General features: G+C 61.5%; 14 protein-coding genes. 2 read left to right on the plus strand and 12 right to left on the minus strand.

Features of this window, described 5'->3' with window-relative positions; all coding sequences use genetic code 11:
- Window positions 1–16 precede the first annotated feature (16 nt).
- From FHJ80_RS16115 to FHJ80_RS16170, 12 genes are all read right to left on the minus strand, one after another.
- On the minus strand, window positions 17–1705 hold the full coding sequence (locus FHJ80_RS16115; RefSeq protein WP_139528347.1) for an ABC transporter permease: 1689 nt from the start codon (window positions 1703–1705) through the stop codon (window positions 17–19).
- A 36-nt stretch (window positions 1706–1741) separates the two neighbouring features.
- Window positions 1742–2959 (minus strand): ABC transporter substrate-binding protein, encoded by a 1218-nt coding sequence (locus tag FHJ80_RS16120; protein WP_139528348.1) that lies wholly within the window; start codon window positions 2957–2959, stop codon window positions 1742–1744.
- Between the two features lie 24 nt (window positions 2960–2983).
- Window positions 2984–4033: an aminoglycoside phosphotransferase family protein gene (locus tag FHJ80_RS16125; RefSeq protein WP_139528349.1), complete on the minus strand. Its 1050-nt coding sequence runs from the start codon at window positions 4031–4033 to the stop codon at window positions 2984–2986.
- Between the two features lie 201 nt (window positions 4034–4234).
- Complete coding sequence (locus tag FHJ80_RS16130) at window positions 4235–7081, minus strand: valine--tRNA ligase (protein ID WP_139528350.1); 2847 nt, start codon at window positions 7079–7081, stop codon at window positions 4235–4237.
- 106 nt (window positions 7082–7187) lie between these two features.
- Complete coding sequence (locus FHJ80_RS16135) at window positions 7188–8504, minus strand: HlyD family type I secretion periplasmic adaptor subunit (RefSeq protein WP_139528351.1); 1317 nt, start codon at window positions 8502–8504, stop codon at window positions 7188–7190.
- The gene (locus FHJ80_RS16140) at window positions 8501–10639 is read right to left on the minus strand and encodes a type I secretion system permease/ATPase (RefSeq protein WP_139528352.1); all 2139 of its coding nucleotides are present in this window, start codon (window positions 10637–10639) and stop codon (window positions 8501–8503) included. The genes FHJ80_RS16135 and FHJ80_RS16140 overlap by 4 nt, the downstream gene beginning before the upstream one ends.
- Window positions 10626–12053, minus strand: a complete 1428-nt coding sequence (locus tag FHJ80_RS16145; RefSeq protein ID WP_139528353.1) for a TolC family protein — start codon at window positions 12051–12053, stop codon at window positions 10626–10628. The genes FHJ80_RS16140 and FHJ80_RS16145 overlap by 14 nt, the downstream gene beginning before the upstream one ends.
- A gap of 34 nt (window positions 12054–12087) precedes the next feature.
- Window positions 12088–12867 carry a SapC family protein gene (locus FHJ80_RS16150; RefSeq protein WP_139528354.1) on the minus strand — a complete coding sequence of 260 codons (780 nt, stop codon included), beginning with the start codon at window positions 12865–12867 and terminating at the stop codon, window positions 12088–12090.
- Window positions 12868–12941: 74 nt separating this feature from the next.
- Complete coding sequence (locus tag FHJ80_RS16155; RefSeq protein WP_139528355.1) at window positions 12942–14120, minus strand: MFS transporter; 1179 nt, start codon at window positions 14118–14120, stop codon at window positions 12942–12944.
- A gap of 55 nt (window positions 14121–14175) precedes the next feature.
- Window positions 14176–14607, minus strand: a complete 432-nt coding sequence (locus tag FHJ80_RS16160) for a DNA polymerase III subunit chi (protein ID WP_139528356.1) — start codon at window positions 14605–14607, stop codon at window positions 14176–14178.
- 83 nt (window positions 14608–14690) lie between these two features.
- Window positions 14691–15812: a branched-chain amino acid aminotransferase gene (locus FHJ80_RS16165; protein ID WP_139528357.1), complete on the minus strand. Its 1122-nt coding sequence runs from the start codon at window positions 15810–15812 to the stop codon at window positions 14691–14693.
- Between the two features lie 154 nt (window positions 15813–15966).
- On the minus strand, window positions 15967–17487 hold the full coding sequence (locus FHJ80_RS16170) for a leucyl aminopeptidase (protein ID WP_139528358.1): 1521 nt from the start codon (window positions 17485–17487) through the stop codon (window positions 15967–15969).
- 134 nt (window positions 17488–17621) lie between these two features.
- Between FHJ80_RS16170 and lptF the strand changes: the two genes are divergently transcribed.
- Complete coding sequence (gene lptF / locus FHJ80_RS16175; RefSeq protein ID WP_139528359.1) at window positions 17622–18701, plus strand: LPS export ABC transporter permease LptF; 1080 nt, start codon at window positions 17622–17624, stop codon at window positions 18699–18701.
- A 5-nt stretch (window positions 18702–18706) separates the two neighbouring features.
- On the plus strand, window positions 18707–19771 hold the full coding sequence (lptG, locus tag FHJ80_RS16180; protein ID WP_139528412.1) for an LPS export ABC transporter permease LptG: 1065 nt from the start codon (window positions 18707–18709) through the stop codon (window positions 19769–19771).
- The last annotated feature ends 11 nt before the right edge of the window (window positions 19772–19782 follow it).

The following is a 19782-nucleotide window of genomic DNA, read 5'->3' on the forward strand; positions in this document are numbered from 1 at the left end:
TTATCCACAGGGCGTCTTAACCTTGGCGTTTAACGTTAAGAGGCGTGTGTCTTGGAGCGCCTAGCCACCTTGGCAAGGCGACGGCGACCATAAAGCCGACGAGCGGCAGGCCCGCTTGCACCAGCGCCCATACGCCGATTAAGCGGCGGTTTCCCCCGGAGGCCAGCGCCACGGCTTCGGTGGTCACCGTTGGGACTCTGCCTGCGCCTAATAGTTGGGTGGGTAAATATTGACCAATACTCACCGCCAAGCCCACCGCTGCGGCGGTGAGCAGTGGGGCAAGCAGGAGCGGTAGCCGCACGCGCCAAAACGTCCGGCGGCGAGAAACGCCTAATGATTGGGCCATGTAGAGCCAGCGCGGATCCAAGCGGCGATAGGCTTCCGCCAGCGAAAGATACACATAAGGCAATACGAACAGCAGGTGGCCCGCTACCACCAGCGCCAGTTGGGGGCGAATGCCCAGGCGCTCGGCGGCCACCACCAAACCGTATAAAAATGCGATTTGCGGGACTAAAAGCGGTAAATAGAGCAGCCAGAGCGAGCGAGTAGGGTGACGCTGCTGGCGCTGCTCGTTTTCGAGCGTGGCGACGACCAGCACGGCCGCCACGCCGGTCGAAAGTAGGGCAATGAGTGCGGTATGGGTCAGTGGGCCAGCCAGCATGCTGACACTGCGCTGCCAGTGGTCGACGGTAAGCGACTGCGGCAGCAGCTCAGGAAAACGCCAAAACCCGGCCACCGAGAAGAGCCCAAGCCCCGCCAGCGAGGCCAGCGCGGCGGCGCTTGCCAGAGCAAGCCCTACGCGTCCGAACACACGAACGGCGGCGTCTCCCCGCGTGCGCTCGCCATTGATCAACCAGCGCTGGCCCAGCCTGCGGGCCAGCTGCTCCAACAGCCACCAGCTCAGCAGCGCGGCCAGCGTTACGCCCAGCTGCAGTACTGCCGCCGCCGACGCCATGAAGCGACGGGTGAGGTCGGGGTCGCTAAACCAACCAAGAATCGAGACGCTCAAGGTGGGCGGCAAGCGTGGACCCAATATCAGCGCCATGTCCACCACGGAAGTCGCATAAGCAATCACTGCATACACCGGCAGGCGGATGAGTGGATAGAGCGACGGCAGCACCCCTTTGAGCCAGGCAACCGTGGGCGAGTAGCCCAACGATCGTGCCAGCCGCAGGCGCTGCTCGGCCTGGAGCTGAGGCAGTGCCGCGAGGCTCATTAGCAGCAGAAAGGGCGCTTCCTTCAAGACGAGGCCAAGCGTGAGCGCAAGTCCCCACGGATCGTTGACGATCAGCGCATCGGGGGGCGCCTCCCAGCCGGAGAGCCACGGGGAGATCAGTCGTGCCATCAGCCCAGAAGGCGCAATTAGAAAAGCAAAGCCAAACGCCACCGCCGCGTGGGGAATCGCCAGCAAAGGTGACACTAACCGGCGCAGGCTGCGGTCCAGCCAAGTGCCTTGGCTGGCAGCTAAAAACAGCACGACGATGAGCAGCGCTAACGCCGTACTGGCCAGGCCGCTGGCAAAACTCACCGCCACCGAGCGGCCAAGCCCCGGCTGTGCGAACAGCATTTGCCAAGCAAAGAGGTTGGCCTGATCGCTCCCCAGTACCGGCAAGTAGCCAAAGGCGGGCAGTAGTACCATGCCAAGCCCCGCGGTGACGGGCATCACCAGCAGGGCAATGATCACGATCGGCGCTAGCCGTAGCATGGTTCAGTGAGTCGCACGCGACGAGGAGGAGTGCGCTTAGTTGACACCGTAACGCTCGAGCCAAGCATCCTGTAGGGCGTTCATCCAGCTGGGATGGGGTTCTGCGAGGGTGTTGGATAGCGCATCGACCGGCAGCGCCGAGGGATGGTGGTCACCCTGCTCGAAGAGTGCCTGGTCGCTTGGCTCGAGCTGCTGAATGGCCAGCACGCTGCGGTCGCCCCACATGCTGAGCGACTGCTTCTGGGCCTGCGCTTCCGGGGAGAGTAAGAAGTTGGCTAGCGCCATCGCGCCCGCTTTATGCGGCGAGTTGTAGGGAATGGCTACGAAGTGCACGTTGCCCAGGGTGCCGCCTTCGAGTACGTAGCTGCGCACGCTTTGCGGCAGTTCATACTCCATCACCGCTACGGCAGCGTCGGTGGGGTAGAACGAGAAAGCCAGGCTAAGCTCACCGTCGCTCATCAGCGTGCGAAGGTTGGGGCCGGAATCGGGAAAGCTGCGTCCACTGCGCCACAGATGTGGGTGCAATTCGTCCAAGTAGGCCCACAGCGGCGCGGTGATCTCTTCGAACGTGGTCTCGTCGACAGGGGCATAGAGCGCGTCAGCTTGGTCGGTGAGCTCGATCAGCGCCTGTTTTAGGAACGTACTGCCGGTAAAGTCGGGGATACGCGGATAGCTGAACTGTCCAGGATTCGCTCTGGCCCAGGTGAGTAATTCCTCGATGCTTTGGGGCGGCGTATCGGTTTGGGCGCTGTCGTAGTAGAAGGTGATTTGCGCCTTGCCCCAGGGGGACTCATAACCCTCGGTGGGTAGAGTGAAGTCGGTGACGACTTCGGGATTCTCGTCAGGATAGGTAAGAGCGAAGTTCGGCAGCGATTCTGCAAAAGGCCCAAACAGCAAGTCTTGCTCACGCATGGCGGCGAAGTTTTCGCCGTTGATCCAAATCAAGTCGATGCTGCCATCGCTGTCGTTGCCCGCCTGCTGCTCACCCAGCACCCGCGCCACGGCGCTGCTGGTATCGTCGAGCTTCACGTGCTCTACGCGAACGCCGTAGCTCTCCTGCATCTGCTCTGCGACCCAGGCAATATAGCGATTGGTGCGCGCATCGCCGCCCCAGGCATTCCAGTACACGGTTTGGCCGTCGGCGGCGTCCAGTACGCTCTCCCACTCTTGCGGGTCGGGCGTGGCAACCGCAGGCGCGGCTAGGCTTATCAGAGCAAACGCCACGGCGGTGGCCAGAGCAGAGCGTGGTTTCATCGCACACCTCATCAAATCAGTTGGTTATAGAGCGGTTTGTAGGCACTGAAGTTCACTGTGAACATGGTCGATAGTGGGCAGTGAGAGGTAGTGTTCCACGCGGTCGCGCACGTGGTCGATCACGGCGGCATCGGTGAGCTCCGCCGACCAATCCTCTCCCCGGCGCTCGCTATCCTGGCGTTGCAGGTGCTGAGCGCGCCACTTGGCACACCACGTCAGCGACCATAGCCACGTCGCGCGCCGACAGGCAATTAGCGTATTCACGCTGGGAAGCACGATATCAGGCGTGGCGGCCATGGCCGTCTGCCAGCGGCGATAGAACGCAATGACCTCGTCCAAGCTGAGCACCGCCTGGCTGTTAAGGTCCCAGGTGGTCGAGGTGTAGAGTGAGGTATGGGCTAAATCGATGCCCGGCAGTCCGTAGCGGCATTTTTCGAGATCGACGAGTATGGCGCGCCCCTCGTCCGTGACCAAAAAATTGCCGGGGTGGGTATCGAAGCTGATCAGCGTAGCGGCGGCGTCATCCAGCGTGCTGGGCAGTAAATCCAGCTCCTGTTGAATACGCAGATGAATGCTGCTGGGAAGCTGGGCGTCGTCGAGCCATTTTGCCTGCAGAGACACTTCTTCCACCATGGCTTGCCAAGGGGCTGTAGGGGCCAGTAACGGCGGGCGGTGGCGAGGCAGCGGCTGGCGGTGCAGGCTGGCGAGGGTGTCGGCAATGGCAGGCAGGTCCTGGGGAAGTTCGGCCAAGCGCCCGCGAATTGCCTCGACCAGCAGCGCGCCGCGTGGTAGCGACTCGCTGGGCGGTAGTACGCCCTGCAACCCAGGCGTATGTCCGCCTTGGCTGGCCCGTTCATAGCAGGCGGCTTGATAGGCCAAGTTCTCTTCTGGCGGCAGATTCATCTGGCTCTGTTTGGGCAGCCGAGCCACCCAGTCATCGGCGTCTCGGTGGATCCACACGTGGTCGTGGGCTAGGCCCGTATCCGCCATGGGCGTCAGCGAAAGGTAGTCGATCTTTGCTTGCTGCAGCGTACTGCCCAATGCCTTCAGGCGCGCCTCAGAGAGTGTCGGCATAAAGCGTTCCGTGTGATTGACGAGAGGTCATGTCATGAATGGTCGACGCGTGCGACTGTCAGTCAGTGACAGCATGACGTTTAACCTTACACGGTTCGTCATAAAAAACGATGGCCATGCAGGTCGTCGCGTGAAAAAGGCGATGTAGATACGACAACGGCACCCAGTAGGTGCCGTTGTGAGACTGTCATGAGCGGGGGATTACATCGCGGCAATCTTCGCTTGCTGCTCTTCCAACAACTTTTTGGCGGACTGGTACTCTGCCAGTTTGCCGCGCTCTTTCTCGATCACGGCGTCGGGGGCTTTGGCAATGAAACCTTCGTTGCCCAGTTTCTTCTCGATACCGCCGATGAGCTTATCCTGCTTCTCGATCTCTTTGGCGAGGCGGGCAAGCTCCGCGTCTTTATCGATCAGGTCTGCCATCGGTACCAACACTTCCATATCGCCGACCAGCTGGGTGGCCGAAAGAGGGGCGTCTTCTGGGTTGGCCAGCCACGTCACGCTTTCCAGTTTCGCCAGCTTGGCCAGGAAGCGGCGGTTCTGCTCCAGGCGCTCGGCGTCCTCGGGCTTGCCTTTGGTCAGCAGCACGTCCAGCGGCTTACCAGGGGCGATGTTCATCTCAGCGCGGATGTTGCGCACGGCGATGATCACGCCTTTCAGCCATTCGATGTCGCGGGTGGCCTGCTCGTCGATCTTGCTATCGTCGGCTTCCGGCCACGCCTGGTGCATGATGGAGGCGCCGTCGCCCATGTAGGTGCCCGTCAGGGGAGCCACCCGCTGCCAGATCTCTTCCGAAATGTAGGGCATCATCGGGTGGGCCAGGCGCAGAATGGTTTCCAGTACCCGCACCAGGGTGCGGCGGGTGCCGCGTTTGGCTCTATCGCTGGCCGCCTCGTCCCAGAGGACCGGCTTGGAAAGCTCCAGGTACCAGTCGCAGTACTCGTTCCAGACGAACTCGTAAAGCGCCTGGGACGCGTGGTCGAAGCGGTACTCGTCCATGGCTTTGGTGACCTGCGCTTCGGTTTTCTGTAGCTGGGAGATGATCCAGCGGTCCGCCAGCGAGAGCTCCACTTCCTCTCCCAAGGCGCCACAGTCCTCGCCTTCGGCGTTCATTAGCACGTAGCGTGAGGCGTTCCAGAGCTTGTTACAGAAGTTGCGATAGCCATCCAGGCGGTTCATATCGAACTTGATATCGCGACCGGTAGTGGCTTGCGATAAGAAGGTAAAGCGCAGTGCATCGGTGCCGTGCGCTTCGATACCGTCTTTGAACTCTTCTTTGGTGGCTTTGGCAATCGCCTTGGCCTTTTGGGGCTGCATCATGTTGCCGGTGCGTTTTTCCAGCAGGTCATCCAGCGTTATGCCATCGATCAGGTCGATGGGGTCCAGCACGTTGCCCTTGGATTTGGACATCTTCTGGCCCTGGCCATCGCGCACCAGGCCGTGGACGTAGACGGTCTTGAAGGGAACTTCACCGGTAAATTTCAGCGTCATCATGATCATCCGGGCGACCCAGAAGAAGATGATGTCGAAACCCGTCACCAGCACGCTGGAGGGGTGGAAGGTTTCCAGCTCCGGGGTTTTTTCCGGCCAGCCCAGGGTGCCAAACGTCCATAGGCCCGAGCTGAACCAGGTGTCCAGCACGTCTTCGTCCTGGGTCAGCGCCACGTCAGCGCCCAGGCCATGCTTCTCGCGGGCTTCCTCTTCACTGCGAGCCACATACACGTTGCCGTCGGCGTCGTACCAAGCCGGAATGCGGTGGCCCCACCAAAGCTGGCGAGAAATACACCAGTCCTGTAGGTCGCGCATCCAGGCGAAGTACATGTTCTCGTAGTTCTTCGGCACGAACTGAATGTCGCCTTTCTCCACCGCTTCGATGGCGGGTTTGGCGAGGCTCTCCACGGCCACGAACCACTGGTCGGTCAGCAGCGGCTCGATGACATCGCCGGAGCGGTCGCCGTAGGGCAGGGTGTTGTTGACGCTCTCTACCTGTACCAGCAGGCCGAGGGCCTCCATGTCGGCGACGATCTGCTTGCGCGCTTCGAAACGATCCAAGCCCGCGTATTTGGCCGGCAGGGTGGCGTCTTCATCGGGCTGCGGCTGACCTTTCAGGTCGAAGATTTCCGCCTGCTCGAGGATCGTTGCATCTTTGGTGAATACGTTGATCAGCAGATGGTTCTGGCGCTTGCCGACTTCGTAGTCGTTGAAGTCGTGGGCCGGAGTGATCTTCACGCAGCCGGAGCCTTTCTCCATATCGGCGTGCTCGTCCGCCACGATGGGGATACGGCGGCCTACCAGCGGCAGCTCGATGAACTTGCCGACCAGGGAAGCATAGCGCGCATCCTCCGGGTTGACGGCCACGCCGGTATCGCCCAGCAGGGTTTCCGGGCGGGTGGTGGCGACCACCACGTAATCCTTGCCGTCGTCGGTCTTGACGCCGTCGGCCAGCGGGTAGCGGAAGTGCCAGAAGCTGCCCTGCTGCTCTTTGTTTTCCACTTCCAGGTCGGAAATGGCGGTGTGCAGGGTCGGGTCCCAGTTCACCAAGCGCTTGCCGCGATAGATCAGCTTCTCTTCATGCAGGCGCACGAAGACTTCTTGAACCGCTTTATAGAAGCCGTCGTCCATGGTGAAGCGCTCACGGCTCCAGTCGACGCTGGCGCCCATGCGGCGCAGCTGTCGGGTAATGTGGCCGCCGGACTCTTCCTTCCACTCCCACACTTTTTCGATGAACGCCTCGCGGCCGAGGTCATGACGGGTCTTGCCCTCTTCGGCGGCGACCTTGCGCTCGACCAGCATCTGGGTGGCTATCCCGGCGTGGTCGGTGCCTACCTGCCACAGGGTGTTGTTGCCCTGCATCCGCTTCCAGCGCGTCAGGGTATCCATGATGGTGTCCTGGAACGCGTGGCCCATATGTAGGCTGCCGGTGACGTTGGGCGGCGGAATCATGATCGAAAAGGGCTTGCCGCGGCCAGATGGGGCGAAGCGGTTATCGGCTTCCCAGCGTTCGTACCAGCGGGTTTCGATCTGTTCGGGTTGGTAGGTCTTTTCCATGGAGAGTCGGCTCACGGCTTGCAAAAAATGGTGGCAAGTATAGCGCGAACGCCCTGCGCTCGTCAGGGGCGTTGCGCTTTGCTCGTATGGGCGCTCGATGCGGTGATCAGTCTCGCAGGGCGCGGTCGCGAACTTTTACCACCGGCTCCATCAGGTAATCCAACACGCTGCGCTTGCCGCTGAGAATGTCGATCTCTGCCACCATGCCGGGCATGATATCCAACGGCTGGTTATCGGCGTCGTAGAGATAACCGTCGGTACGCACTTCCACGGGGTACATCAGCTCGCCGCTTTCCGGCATTTCTAACGCGTCGGCGGCGATGGTGACCAACTCGCCGTCCAAGCCGCCGTAGCGGGCAAAATCGTAGGCGGTCAATTTTACTTTGACCGGCTGGCCGGGGTAGAGAAAGGCGATATCGGACGGACGAATATGGGCTTCTACCACCAGCGCATCGTCGGCGGGCACTACTTCCACCAGCGGCTCGCCAGAGCCTGCCACGCCGCCCACCGTACTGATATGGACTTGATTGACCACGCCGTCTACCGGCGAGCGAATCGTGGTGCGGGCGACTTGGTCCGCACGCCCCGGCAGGGTTTTTTGCAGCTCGGCGACGTGGGAGGTCGCTTCGGCCAGCTGGGCTAACGCATCGGCCTCGAAGGCGTTGCGTGCCGCCACTTTACGATCTTCGATTTCCGCAATGGACGCCTCGGCGCGCGCCACCGCGCTCTGCTGGCGGGCCACTTCACCCCGCAGTTCGTTGAGTGATTGGCGTACCCGCAGTAGCGAGGTTTCCGGTTCGATGCCGCGCTGGGCCAGCGGTTGGATGATCGCCAGCTCCTGTTCGGCTAGCTGGACGCCTGAGCGTGCCGTGCTAAGGGCGGCTTCCAGCTCCGCTGTCTCTTGGCGTCGCTGGTAGCCCTGCTGCTCCAGCACCTGTAGCTCTGCGTTTAGCTCTAGTTGGCGGCCATGGAAAAGCCGCGTTTCACTGGCGGCCACGCTGGGGGCGGCTTGGCTCAGAGCGTCATCCAGCGCCAGCGGCGTCTGGTTGATTTCGGCCTCTAAGCGCTGGATACGCAGCTGGAGCGAACGTAGGCGCTGGAGGCTTTCCTCGTAGTCACCCTCGAGCGTACCACCGCTGAGCACCATGAGCGTATCGCCTTGGGCGACCGTATCGCCCCGGCGCACGTTGATCTCCGTGACCACGCCGCCCTCCAGACTTTCGACCACTTGCAAGCTGCGTGAGGGCACGACTTTGCCCTGGCCGCGGGTGACTTCATCGACTTCCGTGAGATACGCCCAAATGAAACCAATCAGCAGAAAGGCGATGATCGTGAGCAGTAGCAGGCTACTGCCGATGGGGCGCTTGGCACGTCCGTGACGTACGAAGTGCTCGAAATCCAGTTGAGAAGTAGGACGATTCACTGAGTGGTTCCTTCGCGCGAACGGTGGGGGGCGGCTTCCACAGGGCGCATGACCTGAGCTTTGGGGCCATCGGCCACGATCTGTCCCTGGTCGAGAATGACCACGCGATCCACCAGCTCCAACAGGCTGGTACGGTGGGTGACCACCACCAGCGTTTGTGCTGTGCTCGCGGCTTTCAAGCGCGCAATGACCTCTTTTTCGGTTTGGATGTCCATGGCGCTGGTGGGCTCATCCATCAGTAGAATGGGCGGCGCGCCCAGCAGGGCTCTGGCCAGACAGATCAGCTGGCGCTGACCGCCGGAAAGTCCCTCGCCGCGCTCGCCAATCGGCATGTCGTAGCCTTTCGGGTGGCGGGCAATGAAGTCATGGGCTCCGGCAAGTTTCGCGGCGTTGAGAATCTGCTCATCGGTGGGGTGGTGGGCTCCAATGGCAATGTTTTGCCGCACGGTGCCGGAGAAGAGCCAGGCTTCTTGTAGAACGCTGCCAATGTTGTGGCGTAAATCCGCAGGGTCGATTTGGCGAAGGTCGGTATCGTCGACCAGCACGGCACCCTGTTCCGGTGGGTAAATGCCCAGCAGCAGACGTGCCAGCGTACTCTTGCCGGAGCCGACGCGGCCAAGCAGGGCGACTTTCTCGCCGGGCTCGATGGTCAGGTTGATATTCGCCAGCGCAGCGGTGGTTTGCTCGGGGTAGCGGAAGCTGACGTCCTGCAGGCGCAGCTTGCCTTCCAGCGTGGGACGGCTGAGGTAGTGGCGGCCTGCCGGGCGCTCGGAGGGCATGTTCATCAGCTGGTCGAGCGCGCGGTAGGAGGTACGCGCTTGGTTGATGCGGGTCATGGTTTGCGCCAGCTGTGCCAGCGGCGCCAGCGCGCGCCCAGTGAGAATGACGCAGGCAATCATGGCCCCCATGGAGATCGTGCCAGCGCCCACCAGAAAGACCCCGTACACCACGATGCTCACTTGGGCGGCCTGCTGGGCAAAGGCGGTGGCGTTGAGGGCGAACTGCTGAATCGCGCGACCTTGACGCCCTACGGTCGACTGCTGGTGCACGCTCTCTTCCCAACGTTTGCGAATCATCGGTGCTGCGCCGCTGGCCTTGATGGTCTCCAAGCCAGCAACGGCCTCGATCAACACGCCCTGCTTGGAGCGGCTCTCTTCAAAGGCTTGACCAGAAAGACGTTTGAGAAACGGCTGAACGGCGATGCCGATCAGCAATACGAGGGGAACGGCGATCATCGGGATGAGGGCCAGCGGCCCGCCGATCAGATAAATCACGCCAATGAATAGCAGGATGAACGGTAAATCGACGATGGCGACCAGCGACGCCGAGGCGAAGAAATCGCGCAGTGTCTCGAACTCTCTGAGGGTATTGGCAAAGCCGCCGGTGGAGCCGCGCTTGGCGCTCATTTGCAGGTTGAGCACGTGATCAAAGATACGTCGACCCATACGCAAGTCCGCCTCCTGGCCAGCCCGTTCGATAAACAGCTGGCGCAGGGTTTTTACCGCAAAATCGAACAGCAGGGCGATACTCACACCGATGGTGAGCGCCACCAGCGATTCAACCGCTTCATTGGGTAGTACGCGGTCATACACCACCATGATGAACAGCGACGTGGCCAGGCCTAAAAAGTTGGTGAGCGCGGCGGCAATCACCACTTGGGTATACACCCAGCGATTCGAGGAGAGCGCACTCCAGAACCAGTGGCCGCCTTGAATGGCCGGTTCGCTATTCAAACTGACCGGACGGTAGCGGGCGCGTACGGCAATCAGGTGGCCGATATACGCCTCTTCCAGGGCGCTTACATGGGTTTCGACGGGCTGTTTACCTAGGGCCGGATCAAACAGCGCGAAGCGATCGTCATCGATACGCTCGATGAGGACCACCGCGCGGCCATTTTTCAGCAGCGCCACTGCAGGCAGCAAGGAGTTACCCAGCGTGGCGAGAGGATGCTCGCCCAGTGCGGCGACCATACCATGGCGTTCGGCGGCATCAATGAAGCCATCGGGTGTCAGTGGGGATTCGTTGCCTACTCGGTGAGCACGCACGGCGGCTTCGGAAACGGGCAGCGCTAGATGGGCGGCCACGAAGGTCAAGCACTGCTCTAGATCGTCCTGATAAGGGTTAGCGGCGTTCAAGGTGAATCTCCATCACATCCAGCAGTTCACCAGTGACCGCGAGCTGCTGGAAAGCGGCCTGCTCCCAGCGCACCCGGCGGTTGATCAGCTCCAGCGCGGTTTGAAATAGGTCGCGCTGGGCGTCGAGCAAGTCATTGATGCTGCTGCGGCCAACGGCAAACTGGTCGCGATAGGCCAGTAGGGCCTCCTCTTCGGCGGCGAGCGTGTCGGTTTGCGCTTCCAGCTCCGCACGTCGGGTGCGGGTATCGGTGTAGGCCGAGCGGACTTCGCGCTCTAACTCACGGCGCAGCGCTTGCTGCTCGTACTGGCTCTGCTGCTGGCGTTCGACCGCTTGAGCAACCCGCGAGGAGGTGGCTCCGCCGCTGTAGGGGGTGTAGTCGACGTTGAAAAGCAGCGCGACGTCGTTATCGGATTCGTTGAAATCGTTCACATCGAACTGACGGCCCTCGACCGCCACGCTTAGGCTGGGCAGGCGGGCATTACGGGTGGCCTGGGCCTCGGCATCGCTGGCTTCACTGGTGAGCGTTTGGCTGCGCAGCGCGGCGTTTTGCGCCAGCGCTCTGTCCAACAGGCGGTCTGCGTTGGCATCGCTCAATAGCGCGGCACCCTGGGGCAACGCCAATACATCCGGCGTGGAGAAAAACGCTTCCTGATACACGTTGATCGCTCGGGCCAGCTCGCCCTCCAGTGTGACCAAGCGTGATTCGGCGTCGCTCAAGCGGCTCTGCGCGCGCAGAACGTCGGCGCGTGAGCCTGCGCCCGCCTCACGGCGTAGGCTCACGTCTTCAAAAATACGCTGATGCTGCTCAAGATTATGCTCGGCCAGCTGGCGCTGGGCGGTCAAGCGGGCCACATCCAGGTAAGCGTTCACCGCGTAGAGGACTTCCTCTTCAACGCTAGACTGGGACTGCCAAAACGCCGCTTCTGCGCTGAGATCGGCGGCGCGAACGCGTTCGCGACTCGCGCCGAAATCCAGCAGTAGCTGGCTCAGCGTGACCACGGCATCGACGCGCGAGCCGCGATCGGGCAGTGATTCAGTACGCTGGAGGTCGTTGCGGTACTCGAGGCCTGCGTTCACCTGCGGGCGGCGCACCGCGCGCACTTCGTCAATGCGCAGCACGGATTCCCGCTCTCGAGAGCGCTGAGCCAGAATGCCGGGCTGCTGCTCGATGGCTTGCTGAATTTTTTCACGTAACGCGATCAGCGCCATAGAACTGCCTGTCGCCTCACTGGCTTGCCATCGAAAGCGATCGAGGAGCTCTTGGAGCTCGGGCGAAAACGCCGGGCCATCCAGAGAGGAAGCGGGCAAGGCGGCCGTCTCGGCCAGTGGCTCCTCCAGCACGGGTTGCGCCATCAGTGGTGGGCTGACCAGCAGTAGGCCGAGTATGAGCGACCTGGTTACGTTCACATTCATTATCGTTCCTGAAGAGCATCGGTACTTAGCGCGTTTAGGTAGCGCTCGGCCAGTTATATTCGGCTTCGCTGCTCAGCGCTTCTTGCCATTGGGCAAGGGGGTCTGAGGAGTGCGTCGACGGTTCTGCCGTCGCCTTGCGTTGCCGATAGAGCTGCAAACGGCCAAGCTGCTGTTGCGATTGCAACAGAGCGTACACCAAAGGAACGGCGCCCAATTGCCAGAAAAGCCCTATTTGTTTGGCAGAAAGGGCCTGCCAAGCGCTCTCGTCGATTTGATACAGCGGTGTGCTGCCTTGATAGCCGTGGGGCTGCCAGGGCGTCAGCAGTGCCGACTTGGATAGCGCGGTAATACGCGTGGAAAGCCGCTGACAGCCTTGCTCACGCTGCTGTAGAAATGCCAGCACTTGGGCAGGAAAGCGGGCAAGCTCCCCGTGCTGGTTGAAAAAAGGCTCGGCATCCAGGCGCTCGACGACATAGGGCGAGTGCTGGTCGATGCACAGTCTACCGGGATAGTCAGGGTGCAGCCCAAACGGGTGGCTGCGCAGCGCGGCAGGCACGTAGGCGGCCCGAAAGCGGCCTTGGTCATCCACCAGAAGGTTCTGGCCATCTTCCAGTCCCAGCAGCGCAATAGCCTGCCAACCTGCGCCAGTGTCCGCCAGCGCGATGGGAAAGTTAGCCGCCGCATGGCGCAGCTCAGCGTCTGCCAATGCGACTTGGGTAGTGGTTTGCGCAAAGTGGTAGGCGGTAAAACGCTGCCACATTAAACCGCCGTGGTGCTCTGGGTTGAGCGGCACCCACTGGGCAGCGTGATTCATGGCGACAACCTTCTGTGATCGGGCGTTGAGGGGTAATAAACGGTAAGGCACCTTACCAAACGTCGCTTCTACCGTCAGCGGGTGATCAGTCTACGCATCGTGATGAGGCCAATGATCGGCCCAGGCAGCAGCCACCAAATCACCCAAGGCCCCTGGTTGGCCCATAGTGCCGTGACCAGCGCAATGGAGGGAATCGTCAGGCCAAAGCCAATCGCATTCATCATGGCCAGCGCGGCGCCCAGTCGCTCTGGCGGTGCGCTGGCAGACGCCAGGGCGGAGAACTGCGCCGAGTCGGCGATCACGCTCACGCCCCAGAGGGCAAGCAGGGCCAACAGCAGCCAGGGCGACAGGCCGCCTAGCAGCGGATAGGCAAGGCACAGCGTGCCAGAGACCGCCAGTGCGATAAACGCGACCCGTGCGCTACCGATGCGTCGGCTCCACCGGCCTGCCATTACGCAGCCGGGAAGCCCCAAGGCGATGACCGCGAAGCTTAGCCACGGCTGCAAGCCAGGGGCCGCGCCCAAACGCTCCATCTCCCTGGTGACTAAAAAGGGCACCAGCGCCCAGAGGGCGTAAAGCTCCCAGCAGTGGCCAAAATAGCCCAGCGCGGCGGCGCGAAAATCTTTCTGCTTGAACGCAGCGAGCCCCGCCCAGGGCCGCCCTCCGCTTGCCTTGGCTGGCAGGTGAGGCCCCACGCCTAGCTGGAAAATCATCAGTGCCGCCAGCAGGGCAAGGGCAGAGGCCAACAGCAGCGGCCACTGCCAAGGCAAGTGTAGAGTGAGCCCGCGCAGCAGGTGCGGCGAGGCGATGCCCAGCGTTAGCATGCCGACCAACCAGCCAAGCGCCGAGCCTGCGTGGGTGGGCGTCCAGCTCACCACCAGCTTCATGCCCAGCGGATAAATGCCCGCAAGACACAGCCCGACCAAAAAGCGAGCCCCTGCCGCTAACGTGACGTTATCCGCCACGCTGATGAACGCCGCGTTGATCAGCGCGCCGAGTACGGCAGACATCGCAAACAGGTGGCTGGCGCGCACTCGGTCGGCCAAGCCCGTGGTGGCAATCAGCAGGGTACCGGTGATGAACCCCGCCTGCACGGCGATGGTGAGCAGCCCCAGGTCGCTCTCGCTAAGGCCCACGGCGTCCTGCAGTGCTAAACCCACGCCGTTCACGCTAAACCAGAGCGAGGTGCCGAACAGTTGGGCAATGACGATGACCGCTAGCGGCGTGCGGGCTAACAAGGTATGGGAAAGCATCGGCAGTCTCATCCATTGAGTTGTTGTTATGGAGGGCTTTCAAGTCGTTGGACACTTATCCCAATTTATGCGGCACGACCTCATGCCCCAGCGCCTTGTAGCGTTGCCAGCAGGCACGCTTGGCGACCAGTACCTGCTGGTGCTGGTTGATGATTTCCGCGACGCGGGCGTAACGCTCGACCCCATCGGGAATGTCAGGATGAAGATTCAGCAGGGCGGTGTCTGCCTGCGGGCTGGGCAGGGTTTGCCAGCCAAGGGTAATGGGCACGCTGTCAGCCCACTCGCTGTCTTCCAGTGCGTGGGGAAGGTAGGCGTCCTCACGAAACTGCCACAGCGCGTCGTCGGCCTGTTCGGCCAGCGCTTTGTCTTCGCAGTGCAGGTGCAGCCGATAGCCCTTGCGGTGGATGGTCTCGGCGAGCTTACAGGCGAACTGCAGGCGGGCTTCTAGGGTGGTATCGGGCAGAATATAAAAATCGATGCGTGCCATCGGTGGCTCCAGCGGTGTCAACGCGCCTGGCAACCTAGCCGCCACGGTGCGAGTGGCGGCTAGGTTTGTAACGCTAGGGGGGGTTATACCAGGCGGGTCAGCCAGCCGTACTTGTCATTACTGCGGCCGTATTGAAGGTCGAGTAACGTCTTGCGGATGCGTTTGGCCACTTCGTTGTTGCCATCGCCCTGCAAGCGAATGCGCTCGTTCTCCGTGACCAGTTCGCCCACCGGCGTGATGACCGCTGCCGTGCCACAGGCGAAGACTTCGGTAATCTCGCCGGAGGCGGCACCTTCGCGCCACTCGTCGATGCTGATCGCGCGCTCTTCCGGTGTCAGTCCCGCGTCTTTGGCCAGGGTCAGGACGGAATTACGCGTCACGCCTTCCAGAATGGTATCGGTCAAGCGCGGCGTGACGATGCGGCCGTCTTTGTAAACGAAGAACAGGTTCATGCCGCCCAGCTCTTCGATCCACTTGTTTTCTGCAGCGTCGAGGAAGGCAACCTGGCTGCAGCCGTTGGCAGCGGCCTCTTTTTGGGCGGCCAGCGAGGCGGCGTAGTTGCCCCCACACTTGGCAAAACCAGTGCCGCCGGGGGCCGCACGTTTATAGTGGGAGGAGAGCCAGATAGAGACCGGCTCGATGCCGCCTTTGAAATAGGCGGCCGCCGGGGAGGCGATCACGTAGTAGTCGACTTCATGAGCTGGGCGTACGCCAAGGAAAGCCTCGGAGGCGATCATGAACGGGCGTAGGTAGAGGCTGCACTCGTCGGCGTCGCTGGCGGGCGTGGGCACCCAGGCGTGGTCTTGCGCCAGCAGCGCTTTCAGTGAGCCGATGAAATCGTCATCGGACAGCTCGGGCAGCGCTAAGCGGCGGGCGCTACGGCGGAAACGCTCGGCGTTTTTCTCTGGGCGGAAGGTCCAGATAGAGCCATCCGCATGGCGGTACGCCTTGATGCCCTCGAAAATTTCCTGGCCGTAGTGCAGCACGGAAGCGGCGGGATCAAGGGTCAGCGGGCCGTAGGGGCGCACTTGGTGGCCGTGCCAATCGGCATCGACGGTCCAGCGCACGTGGGCCATATGGTCAGTGAAATGTTTACCGAAACCTGGATTTTGCAGAACGTTGTCGCGGATCTCATCGGCCATCGGCTGGTTGGACGGCAGGATCTCAAAGCGTGTTTCTAATTGGGCATCTGAAGCTGTGGGCACGGCGTGTTCTCTCCGCTAGAGCCAAGCCCCGAAGGGCATCTATTAAGCGTATCGTTTGGACAGCGTGTGCCAGCCTTTCCAGGGCACACGCTCATGCGTTCAGGTTTAACGGTTGCGTCAACGAAAGGCAACCATTGTTGGCCGGTTTCTGGGATTAGGCCTCGCCATTTTCGACTTGGGCGTCGGCTTCACGGTCCAAAAGGTACTGGGTGAGCAGGCCCACTGGGCGGCCGGTGGCGCCTTTCTGCTTGCCGGAGTGCCACGCCGTACCTGCGATATCCAGGTGCGCCCAGGGGAAGTGGTCGGCAAAGCGCGATAGGAAACACGCGGCCGTGATGGTGCCGGCCGGTCGGCCACCGATGTTGGCCAAATCGGCGAAGTTGGAGTCCAACTGCTCCTGGTACTCATCCCACAGTGGCAGATGCCATGCCCGGTCCCAGGCGGTTTCACCGGCCTCTAACAGGTCGAGGGCGAGATCGTCGTCGTTGGAGAGCAGGCCCGTGGCGTGGTGGCCCAGGGCGATGATGGCCGCGCCCGTCAAGGTGGCGATATCCACCACGCTGGCGGGGGTGAATCGCTCGGCGTAGGTGAGGGCATCGCACAGTACCAGACGCCCCTCGGCATCGGTATTGAGCACTTCGACCGTCAGGCCCTTGAGGGTCTTGATGATATCGCCCGGCTTGGTAGCGGCGCCGTCGGGCATGTTTTCGGCAGCGGCGACGATGAACACGGCGTTGAGCTTGGGCTTGATCGCCAATATGGCGTTGACCGTGCCAAACACGCTGGCCGCGCCGCCCATATCGAATTTCATCTCATCCATGCCCTCGCCGGGCTTCAGCGAAATACCGCCGGTATCGAACGTGATGCCTTTACCGATCAATACATGGGGAGCTTCATCGGGGTCGTCGGCGCCCTGGTACTTCATCACGATGAGGCGCGACGGCTCGGCGCTGCCGCGGCCAACGGATAGCAGCGAGTGGGCGCCAAGGGCTTCAAGTGCCTCTTCGTCTAGGATGTCGACGGCCAGCGCGCCTTGGGAATCGCGTCCCAGCGCTTGGGCCTGCTCGGCGAGGTAGCGCGGCGTACATACATTGCCCGGCAGATTGCCCAGCGTACGGGTGACGTTGATGCCTTGGCCAATGGCAATGCCGAGTGCGGCCCCCTGTTTGGCGAGCGGCGCATCATTGGCATCGCTGACGATCAGCGTCAGTTTGGCAAGGCTCGGCGCTTTGGCTGGCGACGACTTGAACTGATCGAAGCGGTAAATAGCACGCTCGGCGGCCTCGAGGGTCTTGCGCGCTTTCCAAACGGCGTCTCGATCATCGATCAGTACGTCGGTAAAGGTGACGCTGGCTTCGTCCACGGGCAGTTTGATCAGCGCTGCCATGGCGGTGTCGAGGGCTTTAATAAAAGCGGCTTCCTGGCATTTATCGCGCTCGCCCAAACCCACTAGCAGAATACGCTCCGCCCCTAGCCCCGGTGCAAACGGCACGAGCTGCACGTTGCCCAGTGCGGCGTCGAAGTCGCCGCGCTCCAACAGTTGGCCGATCAAGCGCTCGCTGGCGTCGTCTAATTTGGCCACGGCAGGCAGTAAGTCGCTACCTTTATAGACAGGGAGAACGAGGCAAGCCGTTTCGGCTTTGGCGGGGTTTGCGGTCTGAACGGAAAATTCCATGACGTCTCCAACAAGACAAGCAACGAGTGATTCGGGATAATGCCCCGTTATTTAGTGTTTGCTACCAGTTTGATTAGTGTACCCAAGCCATGGGCGCATTGCATGGCCACCTGCACCACTAGTCGGAGAGCGCGTTGATTCTATTCCGGTACTTAACTCGTGAAGTGTTACTGACCATGTCTGCCGTGGCGGGCATCCTGCTGCTGGTTATCATGGGTAGCCGCTTTATCCGCTATTTTTCGGATGCTGCCGAGGGGGATTTCCCGGTCACGATACTCGGCAGCCTGATGCTGTTTCACTTGCCCGGCTTCATGGAGCTGATCCTGCCGCTGTCGTTTTTTCTCGGCATTCTGTTGGCCTATGGGCAGCTCTATATGAACAGCGAAATTACCGTGATGGTGGCGTGTGGCATGAGTCCGACGCGACTGTTTCGCGTGACGCTACTACCCGCTACGGTAGTGGCCGTGCTGGTCGGTCTTTGCAGCCTATGGTTGACGCCTGCGGGGGCACTGCAAACCGAGGCGACCCTGGAAGAGCAGCGCAGCCGTTTGGACGTATCGGTGCTCGCGCCAGGACGCTTCCAGGATTTTGGCGGAGGGCGCACGGCTTACATTACCGATTTCAGCAGCGACGGCACTCAAATGCAGGAAGTGCTGGTGCACGAGCAGCCCATGGCGGGGGCAGAAAAAACGCATAGCTACATCACGCGCGCGGGATCGGGCTACCAGGAAACGAACGTCGATACCGGCAGCCGTTTTCTCATTTTGGAAGACGGCGAACGCTACGGCGTAACGCCCGGACGCCAGGATGCCGAGCGTTTGACCTTCGAGCGCTACACGTTGCGTTTGGGACTTAGCCGAGATCGCCAGGAGCTGGATTCGTTGGAGTACGCCACGACCGCCGAGCTGTGGCAAGATCCCGATCCCCGCGCTCAGGCACAATTTCAGTGGCGGGCAGGGTTGCCGCTCATGGTCTTCATCTTAGCGCTGTTGGCCCAGCCGCTGTCACGGGTAAACCCACGGCAAGGGCGCTTCGCCAAACTGTTGCCCGCTGTGTTTCTATACGTTGCCTATTTGAGTTTACTGCTTGCCGCTGTCGATGCGATTGGGAGTGGTTCTCTGGCCGTGGCGCTGGGTGTGTGGCCGGTGCATGCGCTGTTCTTGGGGCTCGGTGTGTTGCTGCTGTGGCACTCTCAACGAAAGGGAATGCGCTAATGCTGATCGCCATGGATCGAATGGATCGTTATATCGCCCGCAACGTCCTGGCTGCCATCGTGGTGGTGCAGTTCGTGCTGCTGGGGCTGGATATCACCATTGCCTATATCGGTGACTTAGGGGACACCCAGGGCGACTACAGCGCGCTGGACGTGTTGCTCTACTTGGGGATGCGACTCCCATGGCGCTTTTATCAGTACGCGCCGGTCGCCGTGCTGATTGGCGCGCTCATTGGCTTGGGCAGCATGGCCTCCAGCAACGAACTGACGGTCATGCGCGCTGCTGGCCGCTCGCTGGCGCGCATCGTTTGGGGCGTGATGAAGCCCGTGCTGCTAGTGGTCATCGTGGTGCTGCTGGTAGCGGAGTTCGTTAGCCCCAAAACCGAGCAGTATGCCGAAGCGTGGCGATTGGAGCAGCGCCAAGGCGAGGGCGCCATGCTGACTACCCGCAGTGGCTGGCAGTTCGAAGGCGATAGCGTCTACCGCTTTGGGGCCATTCGAGCGGATAACGTGGTGCTGGACTTAACCCGCTACCGCTTCGACGAGCGCCGTCTCATCGAAGCGACCCATGCCAATCGTGCCCACTGGGAGGAGGGGGCATGGCAGCTGGAAGGCGTGACCATGACACGTATTTTCGATAACCGCACGGAGTCGGCGTATCAACCGAGTGCGGCATGGGAAACGGCGCTCACCCCGACCCAGTTGGAGCGGCTGCTACGTGACATCGAAAGCCAGGCGCCCAGCGAGCTATGGGCCTACGCCAATTTCCTCCAAAGCCAGAACCTTCAGGCAGACCAGCCGCTGCTCTATTTCTGGCAAAAGGTATTGATGCCGCTCACCATGGGGTCGCTCGTGCTGATTGCCGCCTCGTTCGTGTTTGGGCCACTGCGCTCGGTGGCAGCGGGTACGCGGGTGTTTTATGGCGTAGTGACCGGTCTGGTGTTCAAGTACGTGCAGGATTTGCTCGCCCCGGCGTCGACCATCTTTGGCTTTTCCCCTGTCTGGGCGGTGCTGGTGCCGACTCTTGCCTGTGCCGTGGTGGGGATCTATTTCTTACGCCGAAATGGCTAAAGGCCGCGCAG

It is taken from the genome of Halomonas sp. BL6 (assembly GCF_006228115.1).
Taxonomy (GTDB): domain Bacteria; phylum Pseudomonadota; class Gammaproteobacteria; order Pseudomonadales; family Halomonadaceae; genus Vreelandella; species Vreelandella piezotolerans.